Origin of the sequence: Microcoleus sp. C2D2 (assembly GCF_036702495.1) — a bacterium.
GTDB lineage: Bacteria > Cyanobacteriota > Cyanobacteriia > Cyanobacteriales > Microcoleaceae > Microcoleus.
The window spans coordinates 1-26,990 of sequence record NZ_JAUBTO010000088.1; the positions used below are offsets into that span (position 1 = coordinate 1).

21 protein-coding genes and 1 pseudogene are annotated in these 26,990 nt (G+C 47.1%); 12 read left to right on the plus strand and 10 right to left on the minus strand.

The window, feature by feature from the left end; genetic code table 11:
- Positions 1 to 860 precede the first annotated feature (860 nt).
- Both QUB61_RS24405 and QUB61_RS24410 read left to right on the plus strand, forming a co-directional pair.
- Positions 861 to 1,493 (plus strand): hypothetical protein, encoded by a 633-nt coding sequence (locus QUB61_RS24405; RefSeq protein WP_333132821.1) that lies wholly within the window; start codon positions 861 to 863, stop codon positions 1,491 to 1,493.
- Positions 1,490 to 1,948, plus strand: coding sequence for a hypothetical protein (locus QUB61_RS24410; RefSeq protein WP_333132822.1), 459 nt, complete (start codon positions 1,490 to 1,492; stop codon positions 1,946 to 1,948). The genes QUB61_RS24405 and QUB61_RS24410 overlap by 4 nt, the downstream gene beginning before the upstream one ends.
- 266 nt (positions 1,949 to 2,214) lie before the next feature.
- On the opposite strand, the gene QUB61_RS24415 is transcribed toward QUB61_RS24410, so the two are convergent.
- Positions 2,215 to 3,546, minus strand: coding sequence for a TAXI family TRAP transporter solute-binding subunit (locus QUB61_RS24415; protein WP_333132823.1), 1,332 nt, complete (start codon positions 3,544 to 3,546; stop codon positions 2,215 to 2,217).
- Positions 3,547 to 3,844: 298 nt separating this feature from the next.
- Here QUB61_RS24415 and recN point away from each other — a divergent pair, with 298 nt between their 5' ends.
- Positions 3,845 to 5,599 carry a DNA repair protein RecN gene (gene recN, locus QUB61_RS24420; protein ID WP_333132824.1) on the plus strand — a complete coding sequence of 585 codons (1,755 nt, stop codon included), beginning with the start codon at positions 3,845 to 3,847 and terminating at the stop codon, positions 5,597 to 5,599.
- 804 nt (positions 5,600 to 6,403) lie between these two features.
- On the plus strand, positions 6,404 to 9,577 hold the full coding sequence (locus tag QUB61_RS24425) for a GAF domain-containing protein (protein ID WP_333132825.1): 3,174 nt from the start codon (positions 6,404 to 6,406) through the stop codon (positions 9,575 to 9,577).
- On the opposite strand, the gene QUB61_RS24430 is transcribed toward QUB61_RS24425, so the two are convergent.
- Positions 9,564 to 9,731 (minus strand): hypothetical protein, encoded by a 168-nt coding sequence (locus tag QUB61_RS24430; protein WP_333190146.1) that lies wholly within the window; start codon positions 9,729 to 9,731, stop codon positions 9,564 to 9,566. The genes QUB61_RS24425 and QUB61_RS24430 overlap by 14 nt on opposite strands.
- Positions 9,732 to 10,037: 306 nt before the next feature.
- On the opposite strand from QUB61_RS24430, the gene QUB61_RS24435 reads away from it, so the two are divergent.
- The 3 genes from QUB61_RS24435 to QUB61_RS24445 all read left to right on the plus strand — a co-directional run bounded on the left by QUB61_RS24435 (position 10,038) and on the right by QUB61_RS24445 (position 13,664).
- A complete protein-coding gene (locus tag QUB61_RS24435; RefSeq protein ID WP_333132826.1) occupies positions 10,038 to 10,586 on the plus strand; it encodes an inorganic pyrophosphatase in 549 nt (182 codons plus the stop codon).
- A gap of 160 nt (positions 10,587 to 10,746) precedes the next feature.
- Entirely contained in the window at positions 10,747 to 12,126 is a 1,380-nt protein-coding gene (locus QUB61_RS24440) for a serine/threonine-protein kinase (protein WP_333132827.1), read from the plus strand.
- Positions 12,127 to 12,269: 143 nt separating this feature from the next.
- Positions 12,270 to 13,664 (plus strand): serine/threonine-protein kinase, encoded by a 1,395-nt coding sequence (locus QUB61_RS24445; protein WP_333132828.1) that lies wholly within the window; start codon positions 12,270 to 12,272, stop codon positions 13,662 to 13,664.
- Positions 13,665 to 13,699: 35 nt separating this feature from the next.
- Here QUB61_RS24445 and QUB61_RS24450 read toward each other — a convergent pair whose 3' ends face one another.
- Positions 13,700 to 13,885 carry a hypothetical protein gene (locus tag QUB61_RS24450; RefSeq protein WP_333132829.1) on the minus strand — a complete coding sequence of 62 codons (186 nt, stop codon included), beginning with the start codon at positions 13,883 to 13,885 and terminating at the stop codon, positions 13,700 to 13,702.
- A gap of 31 nt (positions 13,886 to 13,916) precedes the next feature.
- Here QUB61_RS24450 and QUB61_RS24455 point away from each other — a divergent pair, with 31 nt between their 5' ends.
- From QUB61_RS24455 to QUB61_RS24465, 3 genes are all read left to right on the plus strand, one after another.
- Positions 13,917 to 14,429 carry an inorganic diphosphatase gene (locus QUB61_RS24455; protein WP_333132830.1) on the plus strand — a complete coding sequence of 171 codons (513 nt, stop codon included), beginning with the start codon at positions 13,917 to 13,919 and terminating at the stop codon, positions 14,427 to 14,429.
- Between the two features lie 519 nt (positions 14,430 to 14,948).
- Positions 14,949 to 15,857: an MBL fold metallo-hydrolase gene (locus QUB61_RS24460; RefSeq protein ID WP_333132831.1), complete on the plus strand. Its 909-nt coding sequence runs from the start codon at positions 14,949 to 14,951 to the stop codon at positions 15,855 to 15,857.
- 73 nt (positions 15,858 to 15,930) lie between these two features.
- A complete protein-coding gene (locus tag QUB61_RS24465) occupies positions 15,931 to 16,497 on the plus strand; it encodes a diheme cytochrome C (protein WP_333132832.1) in 567 nt (188 codons plus the stop codon).
- Positions 16,498 to 16,585: 88 nt separating this feature from the next.
- On the opposite strand, the gene QUB61_RS24470 is transcribed toward QUB61_RS24465, so the two are convergent.
- Positions 16,586 to 17,014 (minus strand): hypothetical protein, encoded by a 429-nt coding sequence (locus QUB61_RS24470; protein WP_333132833.1) that lies wholly within the window; start codon positions 17,012 to 17,014, stop codon positions 16,586 to 16,588.
- Positions 17,015 to 17,722: 708 nt separating this feature from the next.
- On the opposite strand from QUB61_RS24470, the gene QUB61_RS24475 reads away from it, so the two are divergent.
- Positions 17,723 to 18,280 (plus strand): HPP family protein, encoded by a 558-nt coding sequence (locus QUB61_RS24475; RefSeq protein WP_333132834.1) that lies wholly within the window; start codon positions 17,723 to 17,725, stop codon positions 18,278 to 18,280.
- Between the two features lie 134 nt (positions 18,281 to 18,414).
- Here QUB61_RS24475 and QUB61_RS24480 read toward each other — a convergent pair whose 3' ends face one another.
- From QUB61_RS24480 to QUB61_RS24500, 5 genes and pseudogenes are all read right to left on the minus strand, one after another.
- Positions 18,415 to 18,756 (minus strand): 2Fe-2S iron-sulfur cluster-binding protein, encoded by a 342-nt coding sequence (locus tag QUB61_RS24480; RefSeq protein WP_333132842.1) that lies wholly within the window; start codon positions 18,754 to 18,756, stop codon positions 18,415 to 18,417.
- Between the two features lie 8 nt (positions 18,757 to 18,764).
- The gene (locus QUB61_RS24485) at positions 18,765 to 20,117 is read right to left on the minus strand and encodes a selenium-binding family protein (RefSeq protein WP_333132835.1); all 1,353 of its coding nucleotides are present in this window, start codon (positions 20,115 to 20,117) and stop codon (positions 18,765 to 18,767) included.
- Positions 20,118 to 20,390: 273 nt separating this feature from the next.
- Positions 20,391 to 20,620, minus strand: a pseudogene (locus QUB61_RS24490) (IS4 family transposase); the annotation flags it as partial.
- Positions 20,621 to 20,659: 39 nt separating this feature from the next.
- Complete coding sequence (locus QUB61_RS24495) at positions 20,660 to 21,796, minus strand: phosphodiester glycosidase family protein (protein ID WP_333132836.1); 1,137 nt, start codon at positions 21,794 to 21,796, stop codon at positions 20,660 to 20,662.
- Between the two features lie 227 nt (positions 21,797 to 22,023).
- Positions 22,024 to 23,304 carry a transposase gene (locus tag QUB61_RS24500; protein WP_333132837.1) on the minus strand — a complete coding sequence of 427 codons (1,281 nt, stop codon included), beginning with the start codon at positions 23,302 to 23,304 and terminating at the stop codon, positions 22,024 to 22,026.
- A 31-nt stretch (positions 23,305 to 23,335) separates the two neighbouring features.
- Between QUB61_RS24500 and tnpA the strand changes: the two genes are divergently transcribed.
- The gene (tnpA, locus tag QUB61_RS24505) at positions 23,336 to 23,755 is read left to right on the plus strand and encodes an IS200/IS605 family transposase (RefSeq protein WP_333132838.1); all 420 of its coding nucleotides are present in this window, start codon (positions 23,336 to 23,338) and stop codon (positions 23,753 to 23,755) included.
- Between the two features lie 81 nt (positions 23,756 to 23,836).
- On the opposite strand, the gene ppc is transcribed toward tnpA, so the two are convergent.
- Complete coding sequence (gene ppc, locus QUB61_RS24510; RefSeq protein ID WP_333132839.1) at positions 23,837 to 26,962, minus strand: phosphoenolpyruvate carboxylase; 3,126 nt, start codon at positions 26,960 to 26,962, stop codon at positions 23,837 to 23,839.
- Positions 26,963 to 26,990 lie beyond the last annotated feature (28 nt).

The window sequence follows — 26,990 nt, forward strand, 5'->3', positions numbered from 1 at the left end:
GTGTTCTGGCTGATAGCTTATCTGGAGAAAGTACGAGTACATTCATTCGCTGTTTACAAGGATTAAACCTTCAATTTGCGCTCTGCAATTCGGAGTGATCGCAGTGTGCGGTTGCCTCCAGAGCCAAGGGTTAGAGCTAATAAATGGCGTAAAGAAAGAGCGGATATTTTCCGATGGGAGCCGAGAAGTCCGCTAGAAAAGAGAAATTATTTATGGAAAAAAAAGAGCAGTGCGTTACTGGGAAATCACAAGGAATATAGAGACCCTTCCCGAAAATTCCACCTGGTATGTGATGACACTCGCTTCCGGGAGTCTTAGCTAAAGAAGTTGGGAATTTATCGGGAAATAGGACTGGGATTGAATAGGGTTTTCGACAAAGTAAGAGTGAATTAGGATGGGCCGATGGACGAATAACGCAATATTCACTGATTGAAAAATGGTGGGAAATCCTTTGTAGTGCTTACCTGATGATCGGCTTCTATACTAGGTCTAATACAGCCGTTAACTCCCCGACTTCATCACCCAGCACTTCATCCGCAAAAAACTTTTCACTTCTCCACCGCTTTGAGCAACATCAAGACGCTGGATGAAAAAAATAGTTGTCAGAGCCATCTAAACAATTTGAGATTAATACTACAACCTTTAATTAGCTTTAACTTGATAAAACAGTGGCTAAAAGTTTTGCCGATTCTACAATTATCTACAGGCTTGGCTCGATTAAGAGCGTTAATAAATTTTTACCCAAATTCCTGGGGGGGTGACAACCCGCCTGAAACCCTGATGGAGTAAAGATTTAGTTAACATATGCTAAAAAAAGATAGGCAGCCGAATTGTTACAAGCTAGCCTATCCCCAAAAATAATGTTACCAACATTCTATCAGACCCACTTACAAAAACAACTGACACACGCTCAGTTTATTTTACTTACAATCTTGCTCTCCTTGATACAATCAGAAAAACAAGTGAGGTTAGAGCGGCTCGCACGGGTATTTCCCTATCCAATAACAGCCGAAAGTCGCCGTCGAAAACTGCTCATATTTCTGGACTTACCTCAACTAACGCTCGCAGGAATTTGGTTCCCATTAATCAGTTATTGGTTAACAAGTTATTGCAGTGTAGGACAACGATTATCAATCGCGATTGATCGCACTCAATGGGGCTGTATAAATCTCTTTATGGTCAGCTTAATCTGGCAGCGAAGAGCCATCCCATTATACTGGTCGCTGTTACCAAAATTAGGAAACAGTAACTTATCAGAACAAATCCTCGCTTTACAACAAGTATTACCCTTATTTAAAGAATATAAAATTATCGTATTGGGTGAGCGGGAATTTTGTTCAGTAGACGCAGGGATTCTGGCTCAAGGAAGCGGGTATATCTTTTTGTTTGAGGCTCAAAAAAAATTATTGTCTCGAAACAGAAAAGTTAATGTGGCGACGCTTAGACCAATTAGGAGTCATACTGTGGAACTTCGTTATATTTCAAGGGAGTGAGAGTCCGAAAAACGCGACCTGTAGCAGGATTTGATATTGCCTGTAAATGGAAACGAAACTATCAAGGATTGCAAGTAAAAGACGCCTGGTTTATTTTGACAGATTTGGGTTCATTGCCAGTGGCGATTGCCGCTTATAAACAGCGGATGGGAATTGAAGAAATGTTCCGAGATTGTAAGACCGGAGGCTACAATATAGAAGGGACTGGTTTAAGAGAAGAACGACTCATTAAAATGATTCTGTTAATGGCAATTGCCTACACTTCGGCTATATTTCAAGGCGCTGAAATTCAAAAAAAGCAGGTGCAAAAATATGTATCTCGCCGTAAAGAAACAAGCAAAAAATACCGCCGACGGAGTACATTTGGTATGGGTCAGGATGGAGAGCAGTGGGCAAATTATCTTGAGCAGCATTCATTAGAAATCAAGCGAGTTAATGAAGCTAACTCGAAATAAACGTCGCTTTTATCAACAGGGTATACAGGCTGCAACCCTTATGGGGTATATCTCATAGACCTCTTTGTTACCCCCCCAGCCCAAATTCCTTCTCTTACTTGATGGATGAGAGTGAGTTCTTATTTTCTTCTGCCGCTTAGTGACAGAAGAGGGGTAAGTAGGGTGCGCAGTGCGCACCTTACCGCTATAAGTAGTGTGAAACCACTTTTTGTATCCAGGAATGAACTAATAACCAATAACCAATAACTAATAACTGCTAATATAAATTATTTTTCCATTTTTTTTACAGCAGTCAAATCAGCTTTTAAATCATGGGAAACCAGCGACAAATTTCGCAATGCTTTTTCTCGCTCAGCCGCAATTTTTAGAGCTGTTTCCCAAGTAAAAGTAAAAGAATGAAAAGAATCCGAATCAATTCTATCTCGATCCAAATCCCCAATAACTTGCTTGAAAATCTCAAATAACTCTTCTTGCAACCGCTCTAGTTCCTCAAAAGTTCCGGCTTGGCGAATTCTTTGAATCAAATTTAGAATAATTAAATTAAACTTGTCAGCTCGATTTTTTTGTTTCTGCAAAAAGCGCGCTCGCAACTGCCAAAGCCAAGAAACAAAAAGAGTAACAATCGAAAAAGACAAACCGATAACATCGGAATTTTCTGCGAAAAAATCCGGCTTTTCGCGATCGTAATAAGCCTGAGCGCCCTCATGTATTGGTAGAGCAAAACTACCGCTTCCGGACGGCTCACTAATCATGGTCGCCAAACGATTAGCAGCAACCAAATTGCGGCGGTACTCAAACAAAATCCGCGTAATTTCCTTAACTATTTCCGGATCGACATCCTGACGAACCAACAGAGTAGCCTCCACCCCAACGGTAGGCAAATCCGTATTTGGTACTGCTGGAGCGGCCTTGTAAGTACCCTTAGGAATCAAGTTAGCTTCGAGATAAGGCAACTTAATTTTCATCGCCGCCCCTTGGTCGATGGGCACCAACTTGGCCCGCGTATTTTGCAGCAAATAGCTAACCAAATCGCTGCCCGGAGGTAGCACCCGAAAAATAGCATCAGCCTCGCCGCTAGCAAACAACTTAGTACCCTCATTCCAAGAGCCAGGAGTAGACTTAAAATCGCTTGGTTTCAAACCGTAATGTTGGCTGACCAACCAAAAAGAACTGTAAGAACCGCTGCCTTGAGCCATCAGCGCAATATTTTTTCCTTTTAAATCAGAAACGCTTTGAATTCCAGACTGTTCCGAGACAATTAAATGAAAAACTTCCTTAAACAAAGAAGCAATTACCCGCGCTTGGGGCACTGCAGCCGTATCGTTCTGGACAATAGCTAACTGAGCCTCATTTGCCTGAAGCCGGCGCATATTTTCGTCAGCGCCTTGAGTCTCAACAACTTTAATCCGCAGGCGCGGATTTTGTTGAATAACTACCTCAGCAATTGCTTGTCCGAAAGGATAATAATTGCCTGTCTTGTTTCCCGTCACTAGGGTTAATTCATGGACTCGCTGCTTGTCTTGGTGCAGCTTCGACCCAAAAGCTCCAATCAAGACAACGCTTAATAGAGCAACGGGAACCAGAAATTTATTTTGCATAGAGGTTGAGACTCGATCGTTAGAATGGCAAAATCAAAAGTATTCTCGATGAAAATGAAAATTGGACTCGGGAAATTCGACGCGCCCGATAGTGGAGGAGCCAATAGCCAATTCCCTGTTTGGCCGATGCTTTTAGACCCCATCCGATGGGGGATTTCCCATAGGGGATTTTAGATTAAGATTACCACTCAATCTAAAGTCTACAATCTAAAATCTAAAATTGTCCGATGCTTTTAGGCCCCATGCCCAATTCCCAATTCCCAATTCCCCATTCGCAATTCCCAATTCCTCATTCCCCATGTTACTATCCCTCAGAATTGAAAACTTTGCTCTAATTGACTGCCTGGATCTAGAATTTGGCCCGAGTTTGAACGTATTTACAGGGGAAACAGGCGCCGGTAAATCGATTATCCTAGATGCGATCGATGCAGTGTTGGGCGGGAAAGTCGATCGCCGATCGATTCGCACCGGAGCAGCGCGGGCAATATTGGAAGCTACCTTTGAATTGGACAGAGCTTCTGCAAGGTGGCTGGGCGAGCAAGAAATCGAACCCATAGACGGAAATTTAGCCGTTTGCAGCCGGGAAATTAACGCATCTAGCGGTACTCTGCGCAGCCGATCGCGCTTGAACGGAATTCTCGTCAACCGCCAGTTAATGGATCAACTGCGCGATCGGCTGGTCGAAATTACCGCCCAAGGCCAAACCGTCCACCTCGGACAAGAAACCCTCCAGCGAGAATGGCTCGATTTATACGGCGGCAAAAAACTCGCCGAAGCGCGATCGACAATCGGATCCGCATGGCTATCAGCCAGCATCGCCAAAACAGCCCTCAAGCGCAGGCGTCAGTCGGAACAGCAGCGGCTGCAAAGACTCGATTTGTTAGAATACCAAGTCCGAGAACTCGGCGAAGCCCACATCGAAGACGCCGACGAACTCGAACACCTAGAACAAGAATCAATCCGCCTGGGCCACGTCGTCGAATTGCAGCAGCAGAGTTACCAAGTTCACCAAGCCCTGTACCAAAACGACGGCGACAGCGCATCAGCCGCCGACTTGTTGAGCAAAGCCGAAGTAATTTTAAGCGACATGGCTGTTTACGATGTGCAGTTGCAACCAATCCTAGAAATGGTTAGCGATGCTTTAGCTCAAGCCACAGAAGCCAGCAGGCAAATTAGCAGCTACGGCGAACAATTAGAAGCAGATCCCGAAAGACTCGAAGAAGTAGAAGATCGGATTCGCGAACTCAAACAAATTTGCCGCAAATACGGGCCGCTCAAAGAAGCGATCGCCTACTACCAAAGCATCCAAAACGAACTGAACGAACTTTTAGAAGGAGGCGAGTCAATGGAAGCCTTAGAACTCGCATATCAGACCGCTTTAGAGCAATTAAAAGACACTTGTACCCACCTCAGCACCCTGCGGCGCGAAGCGGCCCTCAAACTAGAAACCCACCTCGTAGAAGAACTTAAGCCTTTAGCAATGGAAAAAGTGCAATTTCAAGTCGAAATCTCGCCTTGTCCCCCAACGGCCACCGGTGCCGACCAAATCGCCTTTTGTTTCAGCCCCAACCCGGGCGAACCCCTGCAACCCCTAGGCGCGATCGCCTCCGGGGGAGAAATGAGCCGCTTTCTGCTGGCCATCAAAGCCTGTTTTTCTCAAATAGAAAGTGCCGGTACGCTGATTTTTGACGAAATCGACGCCGGAGTCTCCGGGAGAGTCGCCGGCGCTATCGCCAAAAAACTCTACCAACTCTCCGACAAACACCAAGTTCTCTGCGTCACCCACCAGCCGCTGATCGCCGCGATGGCTGATTTTCATTTTCGCGTCAACAAACAGACGATCGAAGCAGAACCAAGTATCGGCGAACCCGCAGCCTCCTTTGAACCAGTCGAACGCACAGTAGTCAGAGTTGCCGCCCTCAACAGTGAGCAGCGGCGCGAAGAACTCGCCCAACTCGCCAGCGGCCGCTCAGCAACAGAAGCCATCGCTTTCGCCGAATCCCTACTCGTTCAAGCCGCCGGATTGCGCCAAACTCAGTCCGCCAAACCCTGAAGATACAACAATTGTTCGTGCAGCGCCAGTCGAAAATAGTCTACGCTGGCCGTTTGAGTCTCCCAAATCGGTTTTCTTAAATCTTTATTGAGGGTTGAAAAAAGTATGGAAGTTAAAAAACCCGGTTTATGCGTCCCTGACGGGAAAAAAACTGCAACAGAAACCGACGGTCGAACAGGGTCAAACTCAGTCTCTCATAGCTTTACACTGCCCGGACCGCCGATCGGGGGGCAAAAAGGCGGAGTTTTTGGGAGCCGGAGGTTACACTAAAAATAGCAACCGTAAGTTTTACAAAAAAAAGCTGAAAGCCCCGTGAGTTTATTTACGGGATGACAGCTTATAGCAGCAAAATTGACAAAAATTCTAGTTAAAAACCACAATTGTGTAGAGAAGGACACACATCACTCGCAACTGGTGGTGTCACAATTGCAGCTAGTCCCACAATGCCCTCCGTCTTTGGGCAGTCCTCCCAGCAGTACGCATTCTTCTGCGGGCGATCGGCTCTTAGACCTGCCGAACCTACTTAAACCAGGCACGCACAATGTCAAAATCAGTTAATAAACCATTTAAACAGGATTCGCATTCTCTAACAAGAGTGCAGCAATGCCACAGCAGCATTACCGTCGCACCAGCAGTTCACTAGCAATCCCAACTGAATTGGCCTTGCTCTGTGGCCGGAGTTCTGTACACTGGGAAATAGTTTCACACATACTTGAGTTTTGTGCGACCTGTGACTCCTTAATGAACTTGCCCGCTCTCCTAGCTTAGAGACTAACCCTTACGCTTAAGATTCTGTAAAGGTCTATGAAATCTGCATCTCCTACCAATTACTCTTCGGACAAAGCGATAGATGTCGCTGTTTTAGGTAACAATCATCAGGAACAGCATTCTCACCAGCCCTCTAATAGTCAACTTGTTGTCAAAAACCAACCAAACTTCTCCAGTGTTCTGGCACCCCTAAATAAGCAAAGTTTCACAGTAGTAGTTAAGGAAGTAGAAGAGAAACTTAAGGTTGTTAATCAAACCCTGGGAATGCTCGACAATATCCTTGGCAGCCAGGGATTCGACGCCATCCTTAACGACATGTTGCAGTCGATTACCCTGAAAACCGGGGAATTGCTAAATGCCGACCGCAGCACCATATTTTTATTAGACGAAGACAAGAATGAACTCTGGGCGATCGTCGCTAAAGACGAAAATGGCAAAAATCTAGAACTCCGATTTCCCTCCCATGTGGGCATTGCGGGAGAAGTAGCCACGCTAAAAAAAGTGGTGAACATTCCTTATGATTTTTATAACGACCCCCGCTCGAATAACGCAAAAAAAGTTGACGAATCAACAGGATATCGCACTTATACAATGCTGGCGATGCCGCTGCTCAACGAAGAAACAGGAGAGTTAGTAGCAGTCGTTCAACTGATTAATAAACTCAAGTCGAACCACGAACATTACGGTATTTTAGAGGAACAGATTGACAAGGCAGGATTTACTCAAGAAGACGAACAAGTTTTTCGAGAATTTGCCCCGTCGATTCGCCTAATTCTAGAGTCTTCTAAATCTTTCTACGCAGCAACTCAAAGACAGCGGGCCGCGACAGCGTTGATGAACGCCGTCAACGCTCTTTCTCAGAGCGGTTTAGACTTAGAAGATACCCTGAAAAGGGTGATGGATCAGGCACAAGAACTGATGAATGCCGATCGCAGCACGCTGTGGCTGATCGATGAAGATAAAGACGAACTATGGACGAAAATCCCGATCGGCGGCAGCCTGAAAGAAATTCGCCTACCCAGAACCGGCGGTTTTGCAGGCATCGTCGCCGAATCCGGGGAACCGCTGCTGCTTCCCTTTGACGTATACGAAGACCCCCGCGCGGAAACTTCCAAAAGAACCGACCAACAAACTGGCTACCGTACTTGCAGTATGCTCTGTATGCCAGTTTTTAATGCAGACCAGAAATTGATTGGGGTCACCCAGTTAATTAATAAAAAACGACAAGGAGAATACCCCCCCTACAACCCGGAAGATTGGCCGCAGGCCCCCGACCAGTGGAAAGCGAGTTTCAATCGCAACGACCTGGAATTTATGAAGGCGTTTAATATCCAAGCAGGAGTCGCCCTACAAAACGCCAAACTGTTTGCAGAAGTCAAACAGCAAGAACAAAGACAAAAAGATATGCTGCACGCCCTGACTAACGGCGTGATTTCTACAGATAAAAAAGGCAATATAGTAGCGACCAATCCCAGTGCCAAAAATTTACTGGGTGTCAGCGATACCGAATTAGCCGAAGGTAAATCTTTGCGCGAGTTAATTAAGTTAGAAAAAGGAGATTTTGCCAAGTGGTTCGATGCGTCTTTGTCTCCAGAAGACGAGAAGGACCGCCAGCAGTATTACCCGGATCAAGTTTTGCTGTCCTGTGAAGCAAAATCGCAGAGTATCAATCTCTCGATTAATTCAATGACCGACGCTACCGACCCCAGCAAGGTCAACGGCGCGTTAGTCGTCATGGAAGATATTAGCAGCGCCAAGCAAGTCAAAAACTTGATGTACCGTTACATGACGCCAGAAGTAGCCGAAGCGCTGTTAGCTTCAGGGGATACTGGATTGGGCGGTAAGCGCAAAAACGTTTCGGTGCTGTTCTCAGACATTCGCAGCTATACCACACTTACGGAAAAATTGCAAGCCGAAGAAGTGGTAGTGATGCTGAATAAATATTTTGAAGTGATGGTAGATGTCGTATTTGAGTACGGAGGGACTCTAGACAAATACATCGGCGACGCTCTGATGGCAGTTTTTGGGTCTCCAGCGCCCCTAGAGGATCATGCTTGGTGCGCCATGCAAACGGCGGTGAAAATGCGGGAAAAACTGGCCCTGTTCAATCAAGAGCGTATAGCGAATGAGGAATTGCCGATCAGCATCGGTATGGGGGTGCATTCCGATGAAGTCGTCAGCGGCAACATCGGTAGTAGCAAACGCATGGAATTGACTTCGATCGGAGACGGGGTAAACCTCGCCTCTCGTTTAGAAGGCGCCAGCAAGCAGTACGGCACCGACTTGATCATCAGCGGCAATACTTACAGAGATTATACCGATCGGCTCTACGTGCGAGAACTAGACTTTATTACCGTCAAAGGCAAAAGCGAACCGGTAATCGTTTACGAACTTGTCGGCATCCGCGAGGGATACTCGCCAGTGGGCAAGCCCCTAACCGAAACACAGCAACAAGTTATAGAACATTACACCAAGGCACGCGAACATTACAAAACTCCAGTCACCCAAAGACTCTCAGAAAGTGAGGTGAAAAACATCTTAAATGATGTCGCCGAAATGCCAGAGACAGAGATTAAGAAACTGTCGTACAAGGTCGAGCAACAGTTGGAACACGAACTCAAGAACTTGTTATATCAACTGAAAAAGCTGTCAGAATACGACCCCAGAAAACTGTCAGCAGCAGACGAACTCATTGTGCTGTTAGAGCCAGAAATCCAACTGCTGAGATTGGAAGGCCTCAAAAACCTCTCGGAAGACGAAGCCAAAATGCTGCTGCAAGCAAAAATCAAGCCGCTATCATCAGACGAGATTCAATACTTGCACGAAGGGGAAGTCAAAAAACTGTTGGAAGCAGACATCTTAGAACCATCAAATCCCAAAATCAAGAGGCTGAAGCCCTCAGAGATCAGGCGGCTATTGCAGGCGAAAATTAAAAGTCGGGCCTCGGAGACAGTTGCAGCAATGTTAGAGGAGGAATTTGAAAATCTGGGACTCGATCGGGTTAAAAAACTGCTGAGCGAGTTTAAGAAAGCCTTAGAACCAAAAGCCAAGCAAGCCTTTAGAGACGCCGAACGCGAATTTAACACCGTTCTGGAAGTTGACCCCAAAAACAAGGCAGCTAAATTACACGTCGATCGCTGTAAGTTATTTCAGCACAGACCTTCAGATGTACTAAACTGGGACGGCGTGTGGAATCTCACAGAAAAATAGCAGTGGCCCCGATTGCAAATGCTCGCGACGGCGCCCGTGTTCCGGGCGAGGGGCGATCGGGATCGCGATCGGGGGTGCGCCCCGCCCTCCCATCCGACCCATTAACATCAATATCCTGTTGGGGCAATTTTAAATAAGCTCCAACAGGTATCATTGTTAGATAACCCGACTGGAACTCGCTAACTTGCTTTCACCATATGCCCGCGTTTCCCGCTAAGAGCGACCACAAACCAAGCACTTCTACCATTAGGAGAGCTTAAAAAATAGTTAGGACTGGCGCCAGCATTACCCAGTTTCTGAAAAAAATCTTGGGGCTAGCTGACAAAACATCCGCTCAAAAACCGGATTTTTGACCCCGCCCGCGTAAGTCTTAATAGCGTTGGCGGCTCCTAAAAGCAGCTTGCTTTCATCAGATAGTCAACGTTCGAGTCTTAAATATAGAAAACTACTAGCATCAGTTATGGATAATTGGAATTCGCAATCGGGAGATATTGAGTCGGTAGATCAGGTTTACCAACTATTGCTAGAGATTGCTCGCAGTTCGCTGTCAGATATCCCCAGAATCCCGGAAAACATCACTCTAAAGTCTCTTCCCCTAATCCAGAAATTACAAAGCATTCAGCAAAGACGACATGCGCAAGGGTTTAAATCCGATTCCTTTTCGGTAAACGATCTCGAATGGGTGGAGCAAGTCCGTCAACTGCTCGAAGAACTGACGGGCGAGTCTTTGTCGGAACGGCCAAAAATGCCGGAAAACCTGGCAGGCAGAGCTTTGGGTCTGGCAGATAAGGCACAAAGTATCAAAGAAACCATAGAAGAAAATGCAGCCCAGAGCCCAACAGATGAAGAGGAGAGCTCCTTGCAGCCTCCAGACGCGCTGCTGAACCTTTTGCACCAGAGTTTAAAAAATCAGCGCGCAAAAAGCTACAAACCCGACGCTCCCGAATGGCAGCAAGTCTTGACCCTGCTAGATGTAGTGCAGTCAATTTACAAGCAAATTCAACGTTAAATTCAAGCTTAAATTACGTGGCTTTTTATTGGGCGCGATCGCTAGCTCAAAAAGGCGGTTGCTCTTTGACAGAAAAAGTTTTTTGCCGTAGCCCGAACATTTCCGATTATTGCACTTTTGTCAACTAAACTAGGTTTAATCGGTTCTAGGGCAGGACAACATGAGCGGACAAAACATCGGCGATTTGTCAGGAGAAATATTAGCCGATCGCTATCAGTGCGATCGGCGGCTCGGCAAGCAAGCAGGACGGCAAACTTTACTCGCCCGCGACTTAAAAACCCAACAGCAAGTAGTAGTCAAACTCCTCTCATTCAGCAGCGACTTTAACTGGGAAGACTTAAAACTGTTCGAGCGAGAAGTCGAAACCTTAAAATCCCTATCCCATCCCGCAATTCCCCGATATCTCGACTCCTTTGAAATCGACACGCCCAACCGCAAAGGATTCGCCCTAGTTCAGACTTACATCGAAGCCAAATCCCTACAAGAATATCTCTCAGATGGGCGCACCTTCAGCGAAAGCGAAGTCAAACAATTAGCAACAGCATTATTAGACATCCTCGCCTACCTGCACCAGCGACAGCCCCCCGTCATTCACCGCGACATTAAACCCAGCAATATTTTACTCAAGAATCGATCGGGTAACAGCGTCGGCGAAGTCTACCTAGTCGATTTCGGTGCAGTTCAAACCCTAGCAACCCAACAAGGGAAAACAGTCACCGTTGTCGGAACTTATGGCTATATGCCGCCAGAACAATTTGGCGGGAGGGCGGTTCCCGCTTCCGACTTGTACAGCTTGGGAGCAACATTAATCGCCTTAATTACCAAGCAGCATCCTGCGGACTTGCCCCAGAAAGATTTGCAGATCGAATTCGAGCAAATCACGCAACTGAGTCCGGCTTTTACCAATTGGCTGAAGTGGATGACCCATCCCAGTTTAGAGCGCCGTCCCGCCTCAGTTCAAATAGCAAAAGAAGTTTTAGAAAAACCACAGCAAATAAATAAATATTCCCTGCCATTGAGACAGGGAAAAACGGTGGATACCTTTAGCTTGTTCTCGAAGGCGATCGGGCGCAGCATTTCGACTGGAGCTCTGGCTATAGGAGCTTGTTCAGTAATAATTGACAGCATCCTTTATATGGGTCCAGTAATAATTTACAGCATCCCTCATAGGGTGTTTTTGGGGCGAATTCTCTTCGGAGGAACCTGTGGCGTTATTCTCGGCTTTTCTCTGGGGTTGGCGAACGGAATAATCGCAGCAATTGTGACGCGCTTGTGGTTTTTTCCCCTAACTAATCCCCAACTTCACCGACAGGTTTTAAATGCAATTAGTATCGTACTCTTTACCTCGGCGACCAGCATTTTATTATGGCCGCTGATGGAGGATTGGAATGATGAAGGGACGATGACTATTAGGAATGATGGAGAGCTTTCCCTGTCTAACATTAGCTTTCTGCTGGCAATATCGCTAATTGTAGGACTGTCAATGGGGGCAATTAGCAAGTCTATTGCCCGGTGGTATCAAAAAGCAAGCGGACTCTAATCTCAAATTTACAGTCCTAGACCCACTCAGACTCCTAGAAACCGGGTTTTTACGACAATACTTCGTTGCAATTGCCAGACTCGCTAAAAAACCCGGTTTCTGGGCCACGACGATCGCCTAAAGTTACAATTAAGGTAAAAAACATGACTGGCAAAATATTAGCAGAACGCTACGAAGTGCAGCGGCAACTGGGAAAACAAACCGGTCGCCACACGCTGCTCGCTCGCGATTTGCAAACTCAAAAATTAGTTGCGATCAAACAGCTATTCCTCGGCAGCGATTTTGAATGGCAAAACCTCAAGCTATTTGAACGGGAAGCGGAAACTTTAAAAACACTTTCTCACCCAGCAATTCCGCGCTACCTCGACTACCTGGAAATTGACGAACCACACAGCAAAGGATTTGCCCTGGTACAGACTTATGTAGAGGGAAAAAGTTTGGAAGAGCATTTAACAGCAGGACGTACTTTTAGCGAAAGTGAGGTGAAAGAATTAGCCAAATCGCTGTTAGCAATTTTGATGTATTTGCACGAGCAAAATCCGCCTGTTATTCACCGCGATATTAAACCTAGCAATATTTTACTGCACAGCAGATCCGGTAACTCGGCGGGACAAGTTTATTTAGTCGATTTTGGTTCTGTGCAGAACCAAGCTGCAAAATTTGGCGGGACAATTACGGTAGTCGGAACTTACGGATATATGGCACCAGAACAATTTGGGGGGCGATCCGTTCCGGCTTCGGATCTCTACGGTTTAGGTGCAACTTTAATTTATTTGGTAACGGGTTTGCATCCCACGGAACTGCCACAGCAAGATTTGAGAATTCAATTTGCCCATCGGGCCGGGCAGCTCAATCCTAATTTAATTGATTGGCTGGAGTGGATGACAGAACCGAGCTTGGAAATACGGTTATCTTCGGCTGAGGAAGCATTGCGCTCGCTCGACGAAAATCCCTTTATTATCAACAAAATTAACAAAAATCCTCTGGCAGTGCAGCCGCCAGAAAGCGATATTAAACTCACAAAAAATTCGGAGTTTATAGAAACTATAATTCCGCCACAGGGAGTCGGTTTTAGTTTAATTGCCCTGTTTTCGGCTGCGGTTACTGCGAATACCATTCTAGGGATGGGTGGTTCCAAGTACCCCTGGAACCTCAATAATTTACTGAGGAATTCGGTAATTATGCTCTCAGGAAGTTTGCTAGCTGCTGTAGTAGTAACACTTCTCTATGCGCTATTTCGGGAATTGCGTCTCAGAATCGATCGCCAGCAAATCTCAATTAGCAGCCATCTGCTGGGGTTGAGATGGAATAATTCCAAGCCTGCGCGCAGACAGGACATTTGCCAGTTAGAAATTAAACAAATTGGATACAAAGTTTCTCAGATGATTATTAAAGCCGGCAACCAAAAATATCGACTAGGAGTGAAGCAGGGATTAAGTGAATCAGAAATCGAGTGGTTAGCAACAGAAGTAAGCCAGTGGTTGGGATTGAAAATTCAAAGAACTTTGAGAGACGGTAAAAAGAATATATCGAGGTGAAAATATCTCCCTCGCCAAAACAAAGCATTGCGCCCTCAACCTGTGGGATGGGCGTCCCGCCCGTCCAGTGTATTTTCAAAGCAGGCGGGACACTCCACAAGAATCATCCTCAAATTGTGCCACACCGATCGCACTCGCCCGCTTTCGGTCAATCTCATGCAGCCGGTTCGGCGCGATCGCCCGTAAAATGCTATCAAAGGGATTTGGCAAGTAGCACTCATCCCAATCATCTGTTAACTTGGAGATATTGTTGTGGACTTATCGCTAATTCCGGCACAGCCGAAACCAGGACTGCTCAACGTCCTGATCGAAATTACCGCCGGTAGCAAAAACAAATACGAGTTTGATAAAGAGATGCAAGCCTTTGCACTCGATCGGGTGCTTTCTTCCTCTGTCCAATATCCGTGCGACTACGGCTTCATACCCAATACCTTAGCCGATGATGGCGACCCCCTCGACGGCATGGTGATGATGGATGAGCCCACATTTCCAGGGTGCATTATCGCCGCTCGCCCGATCGGAATGCTAGAAATGATCGATGGAGGCGACAGGGACGAGAAACTTTTGTGCGTTCCCGACAAAGACCCGCGCTACGCTCACTATAAGTCCCTAAAAGACGTAGCCCCCCACCGCTTGGACGAAATAGCCGAATTTTTTAGAACCTACAAAAATTTGGAGAAAAAAGTCACCGAAATTCTGGGTTGGCAAGATGTGGATCAAGTAATGCCGTTAGTGGAAAAATGCATCGCAGCCGATAGCAAATAAGCCCCTAACCCGCACTCCTCGACTGCAACCCGACTAAAAACTCAGGAGGCCGAACTTAAGGCGACCGCTGCAGGTCTAGGGATGCAGTCGAGGAACGGGTGGCTAGAATGTCAAATCAGTAGTGAATGCCGAGTCATTGGAACGGCATTCCTCAAAACGCCACCCGGACCCCTATCTTGAAAAAAATACTACTCATAGAGTAAGATTAAGCGCAAATTCTACCCCCGGGGAATGAGTTCTATGTTATAGGAAATTTTACCCGAACACTCTTGGAAAGGCGCTATCTTAATCTCAGAACACAGAACGCGCCGGGCAGCCCGCAGGGTGCAAAAAATAATCTCTCAAGCGTGAAATCTCCTAGACCAACCGGTACGGTTTAAACTTCTAATAGCCCAAGTGTTCGGCACTCGGATACTTTCGGGATAAAGCGCTTTATAGTACGGATTGCTAAAAACTAAAAACTAAAAACTAAAAGCTAAGATTTCAGCTCCCAAGTTCCTGCCCCCAAAGCTAAAAAAGATGCCAGATTCCGCACCCTCTCAACCCAATCCACAGCCTTCCGATCACAAAGCCACTATGGAAAATAGTCCTTTGACCGAGTTTGTCGTTCAGTTTTGGGGCGTGCGGGGCAGCATCGCCACCCCCGGCACCAAAACAATTCGCTACGGAGGGAACACCTCTTGCGTAGAAATGCGCTTGGGCAAAAAACGCCTGATTTTTGACGGCGGCACAGGTCTGCGAGTTCTAGGTCTCAACCTGCTGCGGCAAATGCCCGTGGAAGCCCATATGTTTTTCAGCCACACTCACTGGGATCACATTCAAGGGTTTCCGTTCTTTACTCCTGCCTTTATCCCGGGGAACTGCTTTCACATTTACGGAGCGATCGCCCCCAACGGCACTACAATCAAACAGCGTCTTGCCGACCAAATGCTGCACCCCAATTTCCCCGTCCCCATCCAAGTGATGCAGTCAGACCTCAAATTCAACGATTTGACTCCGGGCGATATTCTCGAACTCGACGATGTGAAAATAGAAACGGCACTGCTCAACCATCCCAACACCGCGATCGGATATCGAGTCACCTGGGGGGGACACACGGCCGTCTACTGCACCGATACAGAACATTTTCCCGATCGCGTGGACGACAATGTAGTACACCTAGCTCGCAACGCCGACGTGCTGATTTACGACGCCAACTACACCGACGAAGAGTATTACAACTTCAAAACCCCGAAAGTCGGCTGGGGACACTCGACTTGGCAAGCAGGAGTAGAAATAGCGAAAGCTGCAGGAGTCAAAAAGATCGTGATGTTTCACCACGATCCGAGTCACGACGACAATTTTCTCGATGGCGTAGAAGCAGAGGTGCAGGCAGCCTTCGCCAATGGCTGCTTGGCCCGCGAAGGCATGAGCATACCAGTGATTTAGGCAACAAATCGATGCAGGCTCAAAAAAACCGCCGCGAAAAGGCAGAAATTAGCAGCGAGAAGGCAGAAACACCATGAACCACAAAAACCCCCCCAAGCGTCGTTCTCGTAGCTGGCGGGGGCTTTACTCAAGTTTGCTGGTGTTGATAATTGTCTGCTGTACCGGAGGCGGATGGGTGGCAGCCCAGACAGCCGCCGACCACACTCCGGCGCGACTTGCTCAAGTGTCTGCAATTGAGGATAATGGCACAGTCGATCGAATTCCCGATCGCTACCAACTCGGACAGCAACTGTACCTAGAAAACTGCGCCACCTGTCACATCGGTTTACCGCCGCAAGTATTGCCAACAGAAACCTGGCGCAGATTGCTGCAAGATTCCGAACACTACGGGCAAACCATCAAACTGCTAGTAGACCCGTCCCGTCTGCTAGTGTGGAACTACCTACAAACTTTTTCCCGTCCCCAAGCCAAAGACGAAGAAGTCCCCTATCGAGCCGCCAACTCTCGCTATTTCAAAGCTCTACACCCCAAAGTCAAAATGTCACAACCTGCAAATATCAGCAGTTGCGTTACTTGTCATCCCGGTGCATCTAAATACAATTTCCGCAAGCTTACCGCCGAGTGGGAAAACTCTCCGTAAAGTTGAGCCGACGCAGATCGCTTTTTTAACTCTAACCAATAACCTCTCGTCGTTCCGCTCCAACGAAATGTTCGACCGCTCTGACAGTTTAGAAATCGCCTTCTAGAACAAATTCTTCCTGATGTGGGTATCTAAGCATAAAGTTTTTAATAGCTTCAACCATCGAAATGAACCACCTATCTTTGGTTTTCTCGCTATCTTGTTTGAGAAGTTCAAGCCATATCTTGAGTTCTTCAATATCTTTGCGATTCAAAATCAAAATATCTCCGTCTGCTACTTGGCGAGTTTCCACATACTCATAAGTCAAATCATCTTCATCCTCTTCATTTTTTGAGAATTCATAACGATAACGAACAGGGTGATCTTCACCTACACCAAGTTCTTCGTAGATCCTATACATCTCAGATGGTTGACCACCAAGTACATACTTCCAAACGTATTCAAATTCGCCGTTAATCTTGCATTCGATATATCTCCCCATAACCTCAACCTTAAGATTTAAACCACTCCAAAACATCTTGATTATAACTCTTTATCTGCGTCCATCTGCGCTCATCTGCTCCCATCTGCGGTTAAAGCTCAAACACAAACTAAACAGGCAAAAACAGTTCTGAAAAACTAAATTCAATCTCAGGAAAAGCTAGCATTCCGATCGCAGCATTATCTGCAACAACTATCTCAGATTGATAGCCTCCCGGTGCAGGATTCCGGTAAATATATGCCTCCCGTGCCTTGCAGATTTCCGAACTCTAGCTGCAACAGTAGGTCAACGCGAAATACCAGCAGGTGGAGAAAAAAGTGCCAGCGCGCCCAAAGCCGAAACGCCGTCTGAGAATGCACATGGATGAGCTATGGTCCTTGGTGAACCACTTCCGGCAACAAGCAGTGGGTGTGACCAGCCGATGCCCAAACCCGCTCTCGAAGTCGGCGTTCATATTGGAGAGCGCAACTGGGCATCCGCTGGCTGTTTGTGGCAGTCGCGGCATAGGCTTTACCGTCAATGTGCGGTGGTCGGAGCGTGATTTATGGTCAGCCTGTGCAGAGGTTTTACCCAGTAAACGACACCGTGCAGTGGGCAAAGAAACTGGTTAGCTGCTGCTTGAGTGGCATATAAGTAAAAAATCTGTGCCTTTAACTACTTTTTGAGCAAGTGTTATGATATCTTAACTTTACCGGACGCTGGTTCAGACAATTTAAGAAGCCTGGTTATCAACTAACCTGATTTATGATTGACCGTAAAAAAATTCAACTGAAATGGGAAAGTTATTGGTTTAAAACCTTTGGGAGATGGCGATCGTGTCCGTTGACCTGCCCAATAGACAGACCTCACCCTCGGCATATTTTTTGGAGTTGGATTGGCAGTTTTTTGGCAATCACTGCAACGTCCTATCTTGCTGTAAAAACTAATTCTCCTTTACTCATGGCTCCGTTTGGCGCCACAAGCGTTCTGATCTTTGGTGTCCCTGACAGCCCTTTGGCTCAACCCCGGAATGTCATTGGGGGCAATTTCTTAGCAGCTCTCACCAGTTTAACGATCCTGCATTTTGTCGGTTCTTCTCCCTGGGCGATGGGAATGGCTGTTTCTAGTGCGATCGGCATTATGCAGATTACCAGAACACTACATCCGCCTTCGGGAGCAGTTGCCTTAGTCGTCATGATGACCAAACCAGACTGGAAATTTTTGCTAACACCTGCTTTTGAGGGATCAATAATCTTGGTCTTGTGCGCCGTCATCTTTAATAATTTAGCGGCAGAAAGAACCTATCCCAACCACTGGTTATAGAACAATACGGTTCACTTAACGTTTTTTGTCTGCAGCCGTCCCCGCGTGGCAATCGCAGAGACTATGAGATTTTTCGGTTAAGTAAGGTGCGCGCCGAGCAATTATCTTCGATCGTGAACCGTATTGACATTTAACTAACTTTTGAGCTGCTTTAAACAAATCTCTGTTTTAAACGGATTAACATAGAGGGCATCCTGACATTCTCTACCCACTTCAAACTGACAATCTGAACGGGGATAGGCGACACAAAGCAACACGTAACCCATTGTAATCTGTTCCGGTTTAAGACAAATTGCCGCAGACTGGTCTACTTCACCTTGAATTAATTTAGCCGCGCAAGTAATACAAGCACCATAGCGACACCCAACGGGTAAGCGCAACCCTGCTTGCTCAACTGCCTCTAGAATGTACTGGTTTTCTGGGACTTCTATTGCGAACCCATTGCGATTCAACAATTCAATGCGATAACTTTTCAACATCCTGACTAAATCCAAATATCCGAAGTACAATCGCCTCCTGGATAGCGCATTTCATGAGCGCGGGATGGCCCATTCGGTTCAGCACCGAAATCAAGATAAAAGTCCGGATTAATAGAAAGTCCGCCAGTTTCAGTATCGCAATCAATTTGCAGAATATAAGAACCCGATTTAGCCAATTCTGGATAAAACTGATTATCCCAAGTACTAAATAGCGAGTTGGTTGCATAAAGCCGTTTGCCATCTAAACTCAGTTGCAACATTTGCGGCCCCCCAACCAGTTTACGTCCTTGGACTTCGCCGCTTTTACCTAATAAACCGCCGCACCAAACTTGACCTGTCAGCCGAGGATTAGCCGGATCGCTGATATCATATTGGCGAATATCGCCGTGCAGCCAATTAGAAAAGTAGAGATAGCGGTCATCTAAAGAAATTAGCAAATCGGTAATCAGCGAAGGAACGGGGATAGGCCAACCTTCCAACTCAATGGAAGGGATATCTACGGCTTTATTAACTTGCCAATGTCCGTTATTTTTGTGCCAGTGCCAGATATTGCTGCTGAGTGCGGCTCCTACATATCCGTGCGTGCTGTCGGGATTGTGGTGAAAGCGGACTTCTAAGGGAATTAAACCTTCTTCACCCAAGTCAAAGCTTTGCACGATGTCGTGGGTTTGCCAATCCCAAAAATGGAGTTGGCGACCGTAATTTCCGGCCGAAACATCGTTCAAATCAAAACCGGGATAAAAGGTTTTAGGTGCGCCCCATTCGCTGCTGACCATGACGTTATGGCGCGGTTGATACCAGAAGTCATAATTAAACTTCATGGCATCGGCTTGATGTTCCCAACGACCGCTAATATCAAAGTTTTCATCTAATAGTAAAAAGCCGCCAGGGCCGTTGCCCTCGCTATCTCCCAACATGGAGATCATTACCTGACTATTTGCCAAACAGTGAACGGTATGGGGAGCGGTGAGATTGGCTTTTTGCTTAATTTCTTCTGCTTCAATAACTTTATGAAGTTTGGGCGCTTTGGGGTCAGCCACATTCACAATATAGATGCGACTGGAACGTATCGCTGGTACCACCAAAAATTGGCGGGACTTGCTGGCATCTCCGTGGCAGGAACTACAGGCATTCCAACCAAAATGGTGCAATTCGTCGCCGATATAGGGCATGGGTAGGCGATGAATTACCTGGGAGTAGGTGCCAGATGCGGGGTCAACATCGACCGTTGCTAGATAGTCGGGTGCTTCAATACCCGTTCCCGTGTAAAGAGCAATGGTATATAGCAGCTTTTCCGGGTCTGCTTTTATCGCTGCTTCTGGGGAGGCATAACCGGGGCCACAACATGCGTCTGCCATTATTTCACCTCGTTTGCGATCGCTTCCTAGAGCCTCAACTACTGATTTCAAGAGAGTTGCGCCTTTCTCGTGGCTATTATACACCAATACGGTTCAGTTAAGGGCTATGCAGTGCTTAAAACAATAAATACAGGAGGATTCATTATGATTCCAGTACCTCTGTGTTTAACTTGTTTTGAGCGAAATTTTGAGACAGGCTTTTTCACGACTCTTGGGTTGTTTCTCGCTCACTCTTTCCGGTATAATTTGATTGATAATCTCCCAAGTTAACCAACTAAAAAAAAAGGGAAGTTCTTGTGGTTGTAACCGCTGAATTTTTTGGATAGCGCGACGAATAACTCGTAATGTTCCAGTAAAAGAATGACGCAATGGTGAAACACCTGCGCTGCTTGCTGAAGAGAAAAATTAATGACCGTACAGCTCTTCGGTTCTAGTAGTAAATCATAAATTTCTTGTACCACCTCCTTTGGTCTTTGAGAACTAATATGAGTTTTTCGTCCTAACGATCGCGTGCAACGGAAGCCGAACTTCCTGCTGCTATATCAATCAAAAAACACTGATTTGTCCGGCGTTGGTCGAGATCCCTTTTGAAAGCGTTCCCAAGACTGCTTTAACTGAGCCGGCGCTGGATATTCGCGATCGTAAACCACCAGCACATTCGTCAAATTCCGTCCCGGCGGCAATAAAATCTGCCCTTGATGAGCCAAACCCACCGAGGCGCCCCCGTCCAAATTCATCGCTTCAAAACAGCCGATCGCCTGCATAACTTTAGCTTCTGCTTCCAAAGACAAACTATCAAGAAAAGTCACCAAAAATAACTTATCTCTCGAAGCCGGAAAGCCGATCGCCGTTCTCGAACCCACGCCCAAAACATGAGAATCTTTAAAACCTTCCGACAAAGGAGACAGCCAAACTTTCCCCCCTTTAACCAATCTCGGCCCGCAAGTCAGAGAAAACCAATGTTGACCCCAATCCGGCTTACCTTCGATTCTCGCCGTCACCATTTCCAATTGATTTCCCGCTTTAATTCCCAAAGTCGTGCCGTAATTTTCCCATCGACTGTACTTCAGAAACTTACCCGCCGCCACCATATTTCCCAGCACAGATTTCTGCCCATCTTTACCAAAAAAAGTCCCGTTAGCAACAACAGCAGCCCTGTAACGCGCCACCATATTTTCAAAAGGTTCATCGCCCCGCGTTACTTTAGAAGTATTTGCAAAAGCTGCATTATTAGCTAACCCAATTGTGATAAAAATTTCTGGGTCTGCGAGGTCAATAGTTGTGAGATAAAAACTTGCGCCAGCTACATTTTTGCTGCTGAGTTGGACGGGTTTTGCTTGCTTAGCGGAACGTCTGATAATTTGAGGTTGAGACGGCTGCGCTGCAGGAGAACTTTCTGGCGATTTTACAATTGGATTACTCGGCAGAGGTTGATTGGTTTTTCCAGATTTTACAATGGGATTGTTAGGGAGAGGTTGAGGAGTTTGATTTGATTGTATACTTGATAAAAAAGCGAGTGACTTTTGCCAAAGTTGACCCGCGAGAGTCAAGAAACTATCTCGGTTTTGGGCGATCGCAAAATAGTCAGCCGCAACCCGCGCCAAAGCTATGCCCGTTAAAAATAAAAAAGTGCGCCGCAGCATCGGGCGACAACCTTCAGACTGTTTGCGTTTAGACATAAAAAAATCTCAGCTAGGATAGCGAACAGTTTTCTATGGCTGCGACTCCAATGGGCGATCGGCTGAATACTGAAACTACCAGTAGCAGGGTGCGCAAGGCGCACCTTACCACTAAATGAAGCTCACCCCACCTTTTTAGAGGTGGGGGTGTCTATGCTAATCTGGAACTACCTACAGTCCACAGATCGCATAAGCAAGCCCAGCTTCTAGGCAAGCGTCCAGATTTTTTACGCTCGACGCTTCTCGTAGTCCTTTCGGCTATCGAGTTTTTGCCAGCCTCTAGCGGCGATATTGTACGAACCGTTTAGGTCGCAATTGTATTTTTTGCCGCTAGAAAACGTGGCTAAAGCATAATTCTGTTTGTCGCGCTTAACCAGTCCAGACCCGTCATAGGCTAGCTTGGACGTGTAAGCGGCAATAACGGTGACGGTTTTCCCGCCCAATTCAGCCCACTTTCTTTGTGTGAGCTCCACAATCAGGCTTTTGAGCCACCCATGAAAGCGCTGTTTCAGGTTTGACCGTTTCTTGCCACCCTTCGGTTTCCAGCCTTTAAGATCCTCAAACACAATCGCATCAGCGCTATAAGCCTGAGCAATCATGGTGATTCTCTTTGAGACGAGATGACCGATCTGTTGGTTGATATTTCGACACTTGCGATAGGTGTTCTTGCAAAAGCCCTTACCGAGCCTACCACCTTTACCCATCGTCTTTTTAGCGCGTGTAGAAACCGATCTCAGGCGCTGATCGCGACGGTCTATGTCTCTTCCAGCGTGAATGAATTCACGGTGGATTACAGTACCGTCTCGACTCACTACTGACACGGTGGCAGTTGTGTTCATCCCCAAATCGACCGCGACCACAAGCCCTGAGCCTTTCACTTTTTCAGGGTGACACTCAAAAGGCACTGACAAATGACAATTCCGGTCATTGACAATCAAGGATGGGGACTTCATTTGATTGGTCGCGACCAAGTGGCGCTCACGCCTTGAGACGATTGGCATGGTAATCCACACCCAATCAGTCCCCGTGAAAACCTTGATCTCTACTTGCTCAAATCCATGCAGCTTGAAGCACTGCCCTTTGTAAAGGGCGGGATAACAACCTGAATCAGCATTGAGTGTAGGCGGCCCAGCGTCTCGCCGATTGCGACTCTGACCGGACTGCCAGTCCCGGTATCGAGTCATGTAGCTACTCACTTGACCAGTAGCAAACATGATCCCCGCCCGCCTTAAGTAACTGGGGAATTTGTGGAAACACTGGCCGATTTGAGGGTATTTGATGGCAGGGTTTTTAGCAGTTGCATGAACCAATCTTTCTACCGCTGGTATCAAGTTGTCGTTCGACAAAACTCCCAATTGCGGCCAGTGCGTAGCAATCACCGTCACCAAGAATCGTGACAAACGCCGATATTCCGCCACGGTGTTCAGCAAATATTGTCTTTGCTCTACCGATGGAAGAATCCGCCATTTGTCGGTTCTGATAGTGTTGGGTGCTGCTTTCTGTGCCATAATAATCATAGTGTAGCCTATAGCGTACAGAATGACAAGAACTTTAAGGAGCTTTGCTCACAGTGTTTGCAGCCTCCATACCCACATGGTGTTTGTCACAAAGTACCGTCATCCGGTGCTGACTCAACAGATTGAATCTGACATTATTCAGCTATGCCGTGGGATCTGCGAGAAAAATAGATGCTATCTGATTGAGGCTAAGGCTGACTTGAAACTGAAAGACCATATCCATCTATTGATAGATATGGCCCCTGATGTTGCACCTTCGAGGTTGTCAAACACACTGAAAACAGTCACCAGTCGCGAAATCAGAAAGCGGTATGCGGAAGAACTGAAGCCCTATTATTGGAAGCCTGTTTTTTGGAAGCGTGGGTATTGTGCGGTTTCCGGGGGCGGTGCATCACTAGATGTGATTGCTGCATACATCAAGAGCCAGGGCACTGATGACTGAGATCCGGCGTGTTCCTAACCCCCACCTGAGCGAGGTGGGGGAGTGCGTCTCACAATTTGTTCAAAACTCACAACTATTTCCCTAGCCCGTATTCCGCATCCCCGCAGCAATACCATTAATCGTCAGCAGAGCTCCCCGCAACAATTCACCCTTGCTGTAACGCGAGTGAATCACCCCCGGAATCCCGCTACTACCGTGCTGCCGCAAGCGTTTCAGCAGCGAAACCTGCAACAAACCCAAAGGCACAATCGTCGCATTTCGCAACTGCACCGAACGCTGCAATGCCGGATCTTCGTCCAACAAACGTTGGTGTCCGGTAATAGTTAAAACCAAATCGCGAATCAAGTGAAATTCGGCAGCAATTTGATCGAATAAAGCCTTAAAACGCTCCTTGTCAGCCGGCAAAGCTAACTCCTGCACGTAGTGTTCTGCTATCTGCAAATCCACCTTAGATAAAGTCATTTCCACCTTAGAAATTACCATTCTAAAAAACGGCCATTTCAAGTAGAAATACTGCAAAAGTTTCATGTGCTCTTCCGGTTCCTCCAGCAAAAACTCTTGCAAAGCCGTGCCGACACCGTACCAAGAAGGAAGTAAAAAGCGGCTTTGAGTCCAGCTAAACACCCACGGAATTGCTCGCAAACCGCTGATGTCTTTTTTGCCACCGCGACGGGCGGGGCGTGAACTAATCTGCAACTGGCTGATTTCTTGAATCGGGGTAACTTGGTGGAAGAAATCGACTAAATCCGGCTGTTCGTAGATTAAATGGCGGTAGTGCGATCGCGATCGCGCCGACAACTCCTCCATAATCTCATTCCAAGGGTCGATGCCATCAAAACCAGTGTGCAGCAAACTAGCTTGAATTACCGCCGCCGCCACAGTTTCCAAATTGTAAAGTGCCAACTCCGGCAAAGAATATTTAGAAGCCAAAACCTCGCCTTGTTCGGTAATCTTAATTCGCCCGCTAATACTCTTTCCAGGCTGAGCCAAAATTGCCTTGTAAGCAGGCCCGCCGCCGCGCCCTACAGAACCGCCTCGGCCGTGAAAAATCCGCAACTCTACATTGTATTTTTCCGCAACCATTTGCAAAGCCTTTTGAGCTTTGTGGATTTCCCAATTGCTGCTGAGGAAACCCGAATCTTTATTGCTGTCCGAATAGCCCAGCATCACCTCTTGCAATTTGAGAGTTTGGATTGGGTTTGGGAGATTCTCTTCGCTTTTTTCTGCTATTTCCTGCGCGTATCCTCCTGTTAGCAAAGCTCGATAAAGTGGCAAATCAAATATTTTCTCCATTACTTCCGGCGCTTTTTTCAAATCTTCCACCGTTTCAAACAGGGGAACTACTTGAAAGCTGCTAATTCCTGTCGCCGGATCGTAAAGTCCTGCTTCTTTTGCTAACAGCAAAACCGCCAGTAAATCGCTGACATCGTGGCTCATGCTGATGACGTAAGTTTGGCAAATTTCCGGACCAAACTCCTGCTGCATTTGCCGCAATATTCGGAAGGTATTAATCGTCTCGCAAGTTTTGGGAGAAAAGGGCAATTCTGCTGGAATTAAAGGGCGGCGAGTTTGCAGTTCAGTTGCGAGCCAAATAATTCGATCGCATTCTGACATTTGATTGTAAGACTTGGGCAAAATTTGCAAGTATTCAGCAATTTCGCTCAAAGCGTCGGAGTGTACTGTTGACTCTTGGCGGATATCTAGGTAAGCCAAATTAAACCCGTAAATTTCTACTTGGCAGAGCAGATTTTCCAAGTCCCGACAGCTCAAACCTGTTTCCACTAAATTGTGCTCGATGAGCTGCAGCTCGGTCAAAAACTCAGCGCCCGATCGATAAAGGCCGGTCATTCCGGGATTTTCTGACAAAGCTTCGCGTTCCCGCTGCAACTCGTCTCCTTTGTAGAGCCGCCAATTGCGATCGCGCGTATTTTCCAGTCGCTGCTGCACGTAGGCCAGCTTCAACCGATAAGGTTCTTGGCGGTAGCGGATCGCCCACTGCTCGTAAACATCCGGAAATTCCGATCTGTCGCGATCGAGAGATTCGAGCAATTCCGGCAGCACGTCGCTCCAGTGCAGCGACAAACTCAAAAGTTCGTTCAGCCGCTTCACCGCGCCGATGTACTTCTCTAGCACCAAGTGGCGCTGATAGCAAGCCGTTTGCCAAGTAACTTTCGGAGTCACAGAAGGGTTGCCATCCCTGTCCGATCCCACCCAAGAACCGAACTTGCAAAAATTGTAACTCGGCGGTTTCAGATAAGGATAAGAAGCGTGGAGCGCTTGCTTTAAGCGGTGGTAAAGTTCGGGAATAGCATCAAACAGAACTTCCTCGAAGTAGTGGAGAGTGTATTCCACCTCGTCAAGCACAGTCGGCTTGAATTGGTGCAGTTCGTCAGTGCGCCACCAGAGGCGAATTTCTTCCATCAGTTGCTCTTGGAGAGCGGCCGCTTCCCAGCAAGAAACCGGGTAGGGGCTACCAGAGTCGGTTCCGATGGCCTGAAATTTCTCGTCAACTTGGTCTAGCTGTTGGAGAATCTTCGCCATTCGCCGCTGCTTGGTGCGGATCGTGTGGCGGACAATTTCCGTCGGGTGAGCGGTGAATACCAAGCGGATGTCCAACTGATCGATCAAGCGCTGGATTTGCTGGCTTGGCACGTTCAAGCGCTGCAGCATCGGGAACAGTTGGTGAAAAGTTCCGGCATCTCGGGCGATTGTCTCGCTGCTGTCTGCACCGCGAGGAGCCGTTTGGGCGGAACCCGGGCCTTCCCTGTGGCGCGGGCGATCGGGGGCATCCGTTGCTTGTCCGGGCAGCTTAGAAAACATCCGCCCCCCAGCGTCGTTGCTGCTAGCGTAAGCTAGCTGTTGGTCTCGCTGTTCGTAGTGCTGTTCGACAATGTTGATCAACTGGAAATACAGTGCAAAAGCCCGAGCCGCGCGGATTGCGGCGTTGAGGTCGAGCTTTTCGATTAGCTGTACCACATTCGACTCGCGAAACTGAGTGGCCTGTCCCTCGGCGGAATTGACCGATCGCATTTGTTGGAGCAAATCCACCAATTCCTGCCCGCACTCCTGTCGCAGCACCGATTCCCACAAGTCCTCTACTACTTTGAGGCGATTGCGCAGAAACAGGTCTGATTTTGAGTAAGCGGGAAAATGGGAAATAGATGTTGCTTCAATAGCCTGTTCTGAAGACTGGAGGACTGAACTCATCGGGCTGTTCCTCAATAGCTGCGGGTGT

Bases quoted from the DNA above. Each gene is read 5' to 3' on its own strand.
- QUB61_RS24405 (WP_333132821.1), top strand. From the start codon at position 861: ATGTTACCAACATTCTATCAGACCCACTTACAAAAACAACTGACACAC.
- QUB61_RS24415 (WP_333132823.1), bottom strand. From the start codon at position 3,546: ATGCAAAATAAATTTCTGGTTCCCGTTGCTCTATTAAGCGTTGTCTTG.
- recN (WP_333132824.1), top strand. From the start codon at position 3,845: ATGTTACTATCCCTCAGAATTGAAAACTTTGCTCTAATTGACTGCCTG.
- QUB61_RS24425 (WP_333132825.1), top strand. From the start codon at position 6,404: ATGAAATCTGCATCTCCTACCAATTACTCTTCGGACAAAGCGATAGAT.
- QUB61_RS24430 (WP_333190146.1), bottom strand. From the start codon at position 9,731: ATGATACCTGTTGGAGCTTATTTAAAATTGCCCCAACAGGATATTGAT.
- QUB61_RS24435 (WP_333132826.1), top strand. From the start codon at position 10,038: ATGGATAATTGGAATTCGCAATCGGGAGATATTGAGTCGGTAGATCAG.
- QUB61_RS24440 (WP_333132827.1), top strand. From the start codon at position 10,747: ATGAGCGGACAAAACATCGGCGATTTGTCAGGAGAAATATTAGCCGAT.
- QUB61_RS24445 (WP_333132828.1), top strand. From the start codon at position 12,270: ATGACTGGCAAAATATTAGCAGAACGCTACGAAGTGCAGCGGCAACTG.
- QUB61_RS24450 (WP_333132829.1), bottom strand. From the start codon at position 13,885: ATGAGTGCTACTTGCCAAATCCCTTTGATAGCATTTTACGGGCGATCG.
- QUB61_RS24460 (WP_333132831.1), top strand. From the start codon at position 14,949: ATGCCAGATTCCGCACCCTCTCAACCCAATCCACAGCCTTCCGATCAC.
- QUB61_RS24465 (WP_333132832.1), top strand. From the start codon at position 15,931: ATGAACCACAAAAACCCCCCCAAGCGTCGTTCTCGTAGCTGGCGGGGG.
- QUB61_RS24470 (WP_333132833.1), bottom strand. From the start codon at position 17,014: ATGTTTTGGAGTGGTTTAAATCTTAAGGTTGAGGTTATGGGGAGATAT.
- QUB61_RS24475 (WP_333132834.1), top strand. From the start codon at position 17,723: ATGATTGACCGTAAAAAAATTCAACTGAAATGGGAAAGTTATTGGTTT.
- QUB61_RS24485 (WP_333132835.1), bottom strand. From the start codon at position 20,117: ATGGCAGACGCATGTTGTGGCCCCGGTTATGCCTCCCCAGAAGCAGCG.
- QUB61_RS24495 (WP_333132836.1), bottom strand. From the start codon at position 21,796: ATGTCTAAACGCAAACAGTCTGAAGGTTGTCGCCCGATGCTGCGGCGC.
- QUB61_RS24500 (WP_333132837.1), bottom strand. From the start codon at position 23,304: ATGGCACAGAAAGCAGCACCCAACACTATCAGAACCGACAAATGGCGG.
- tnpA (WP_333132838.1), top strand. From the start codon at position 23,336: ATGACAAGAACTTTAAGGAGCTTTGCTCACAGTGTTTGCAGCCTCCAT.
- ppc (WP_333132839.1), bottom strand. From the start codon at position 26,962: ATGAGTTCAGTCCTCCAGTCTTCAGAACAGGCTATTGAAGCAACATCT.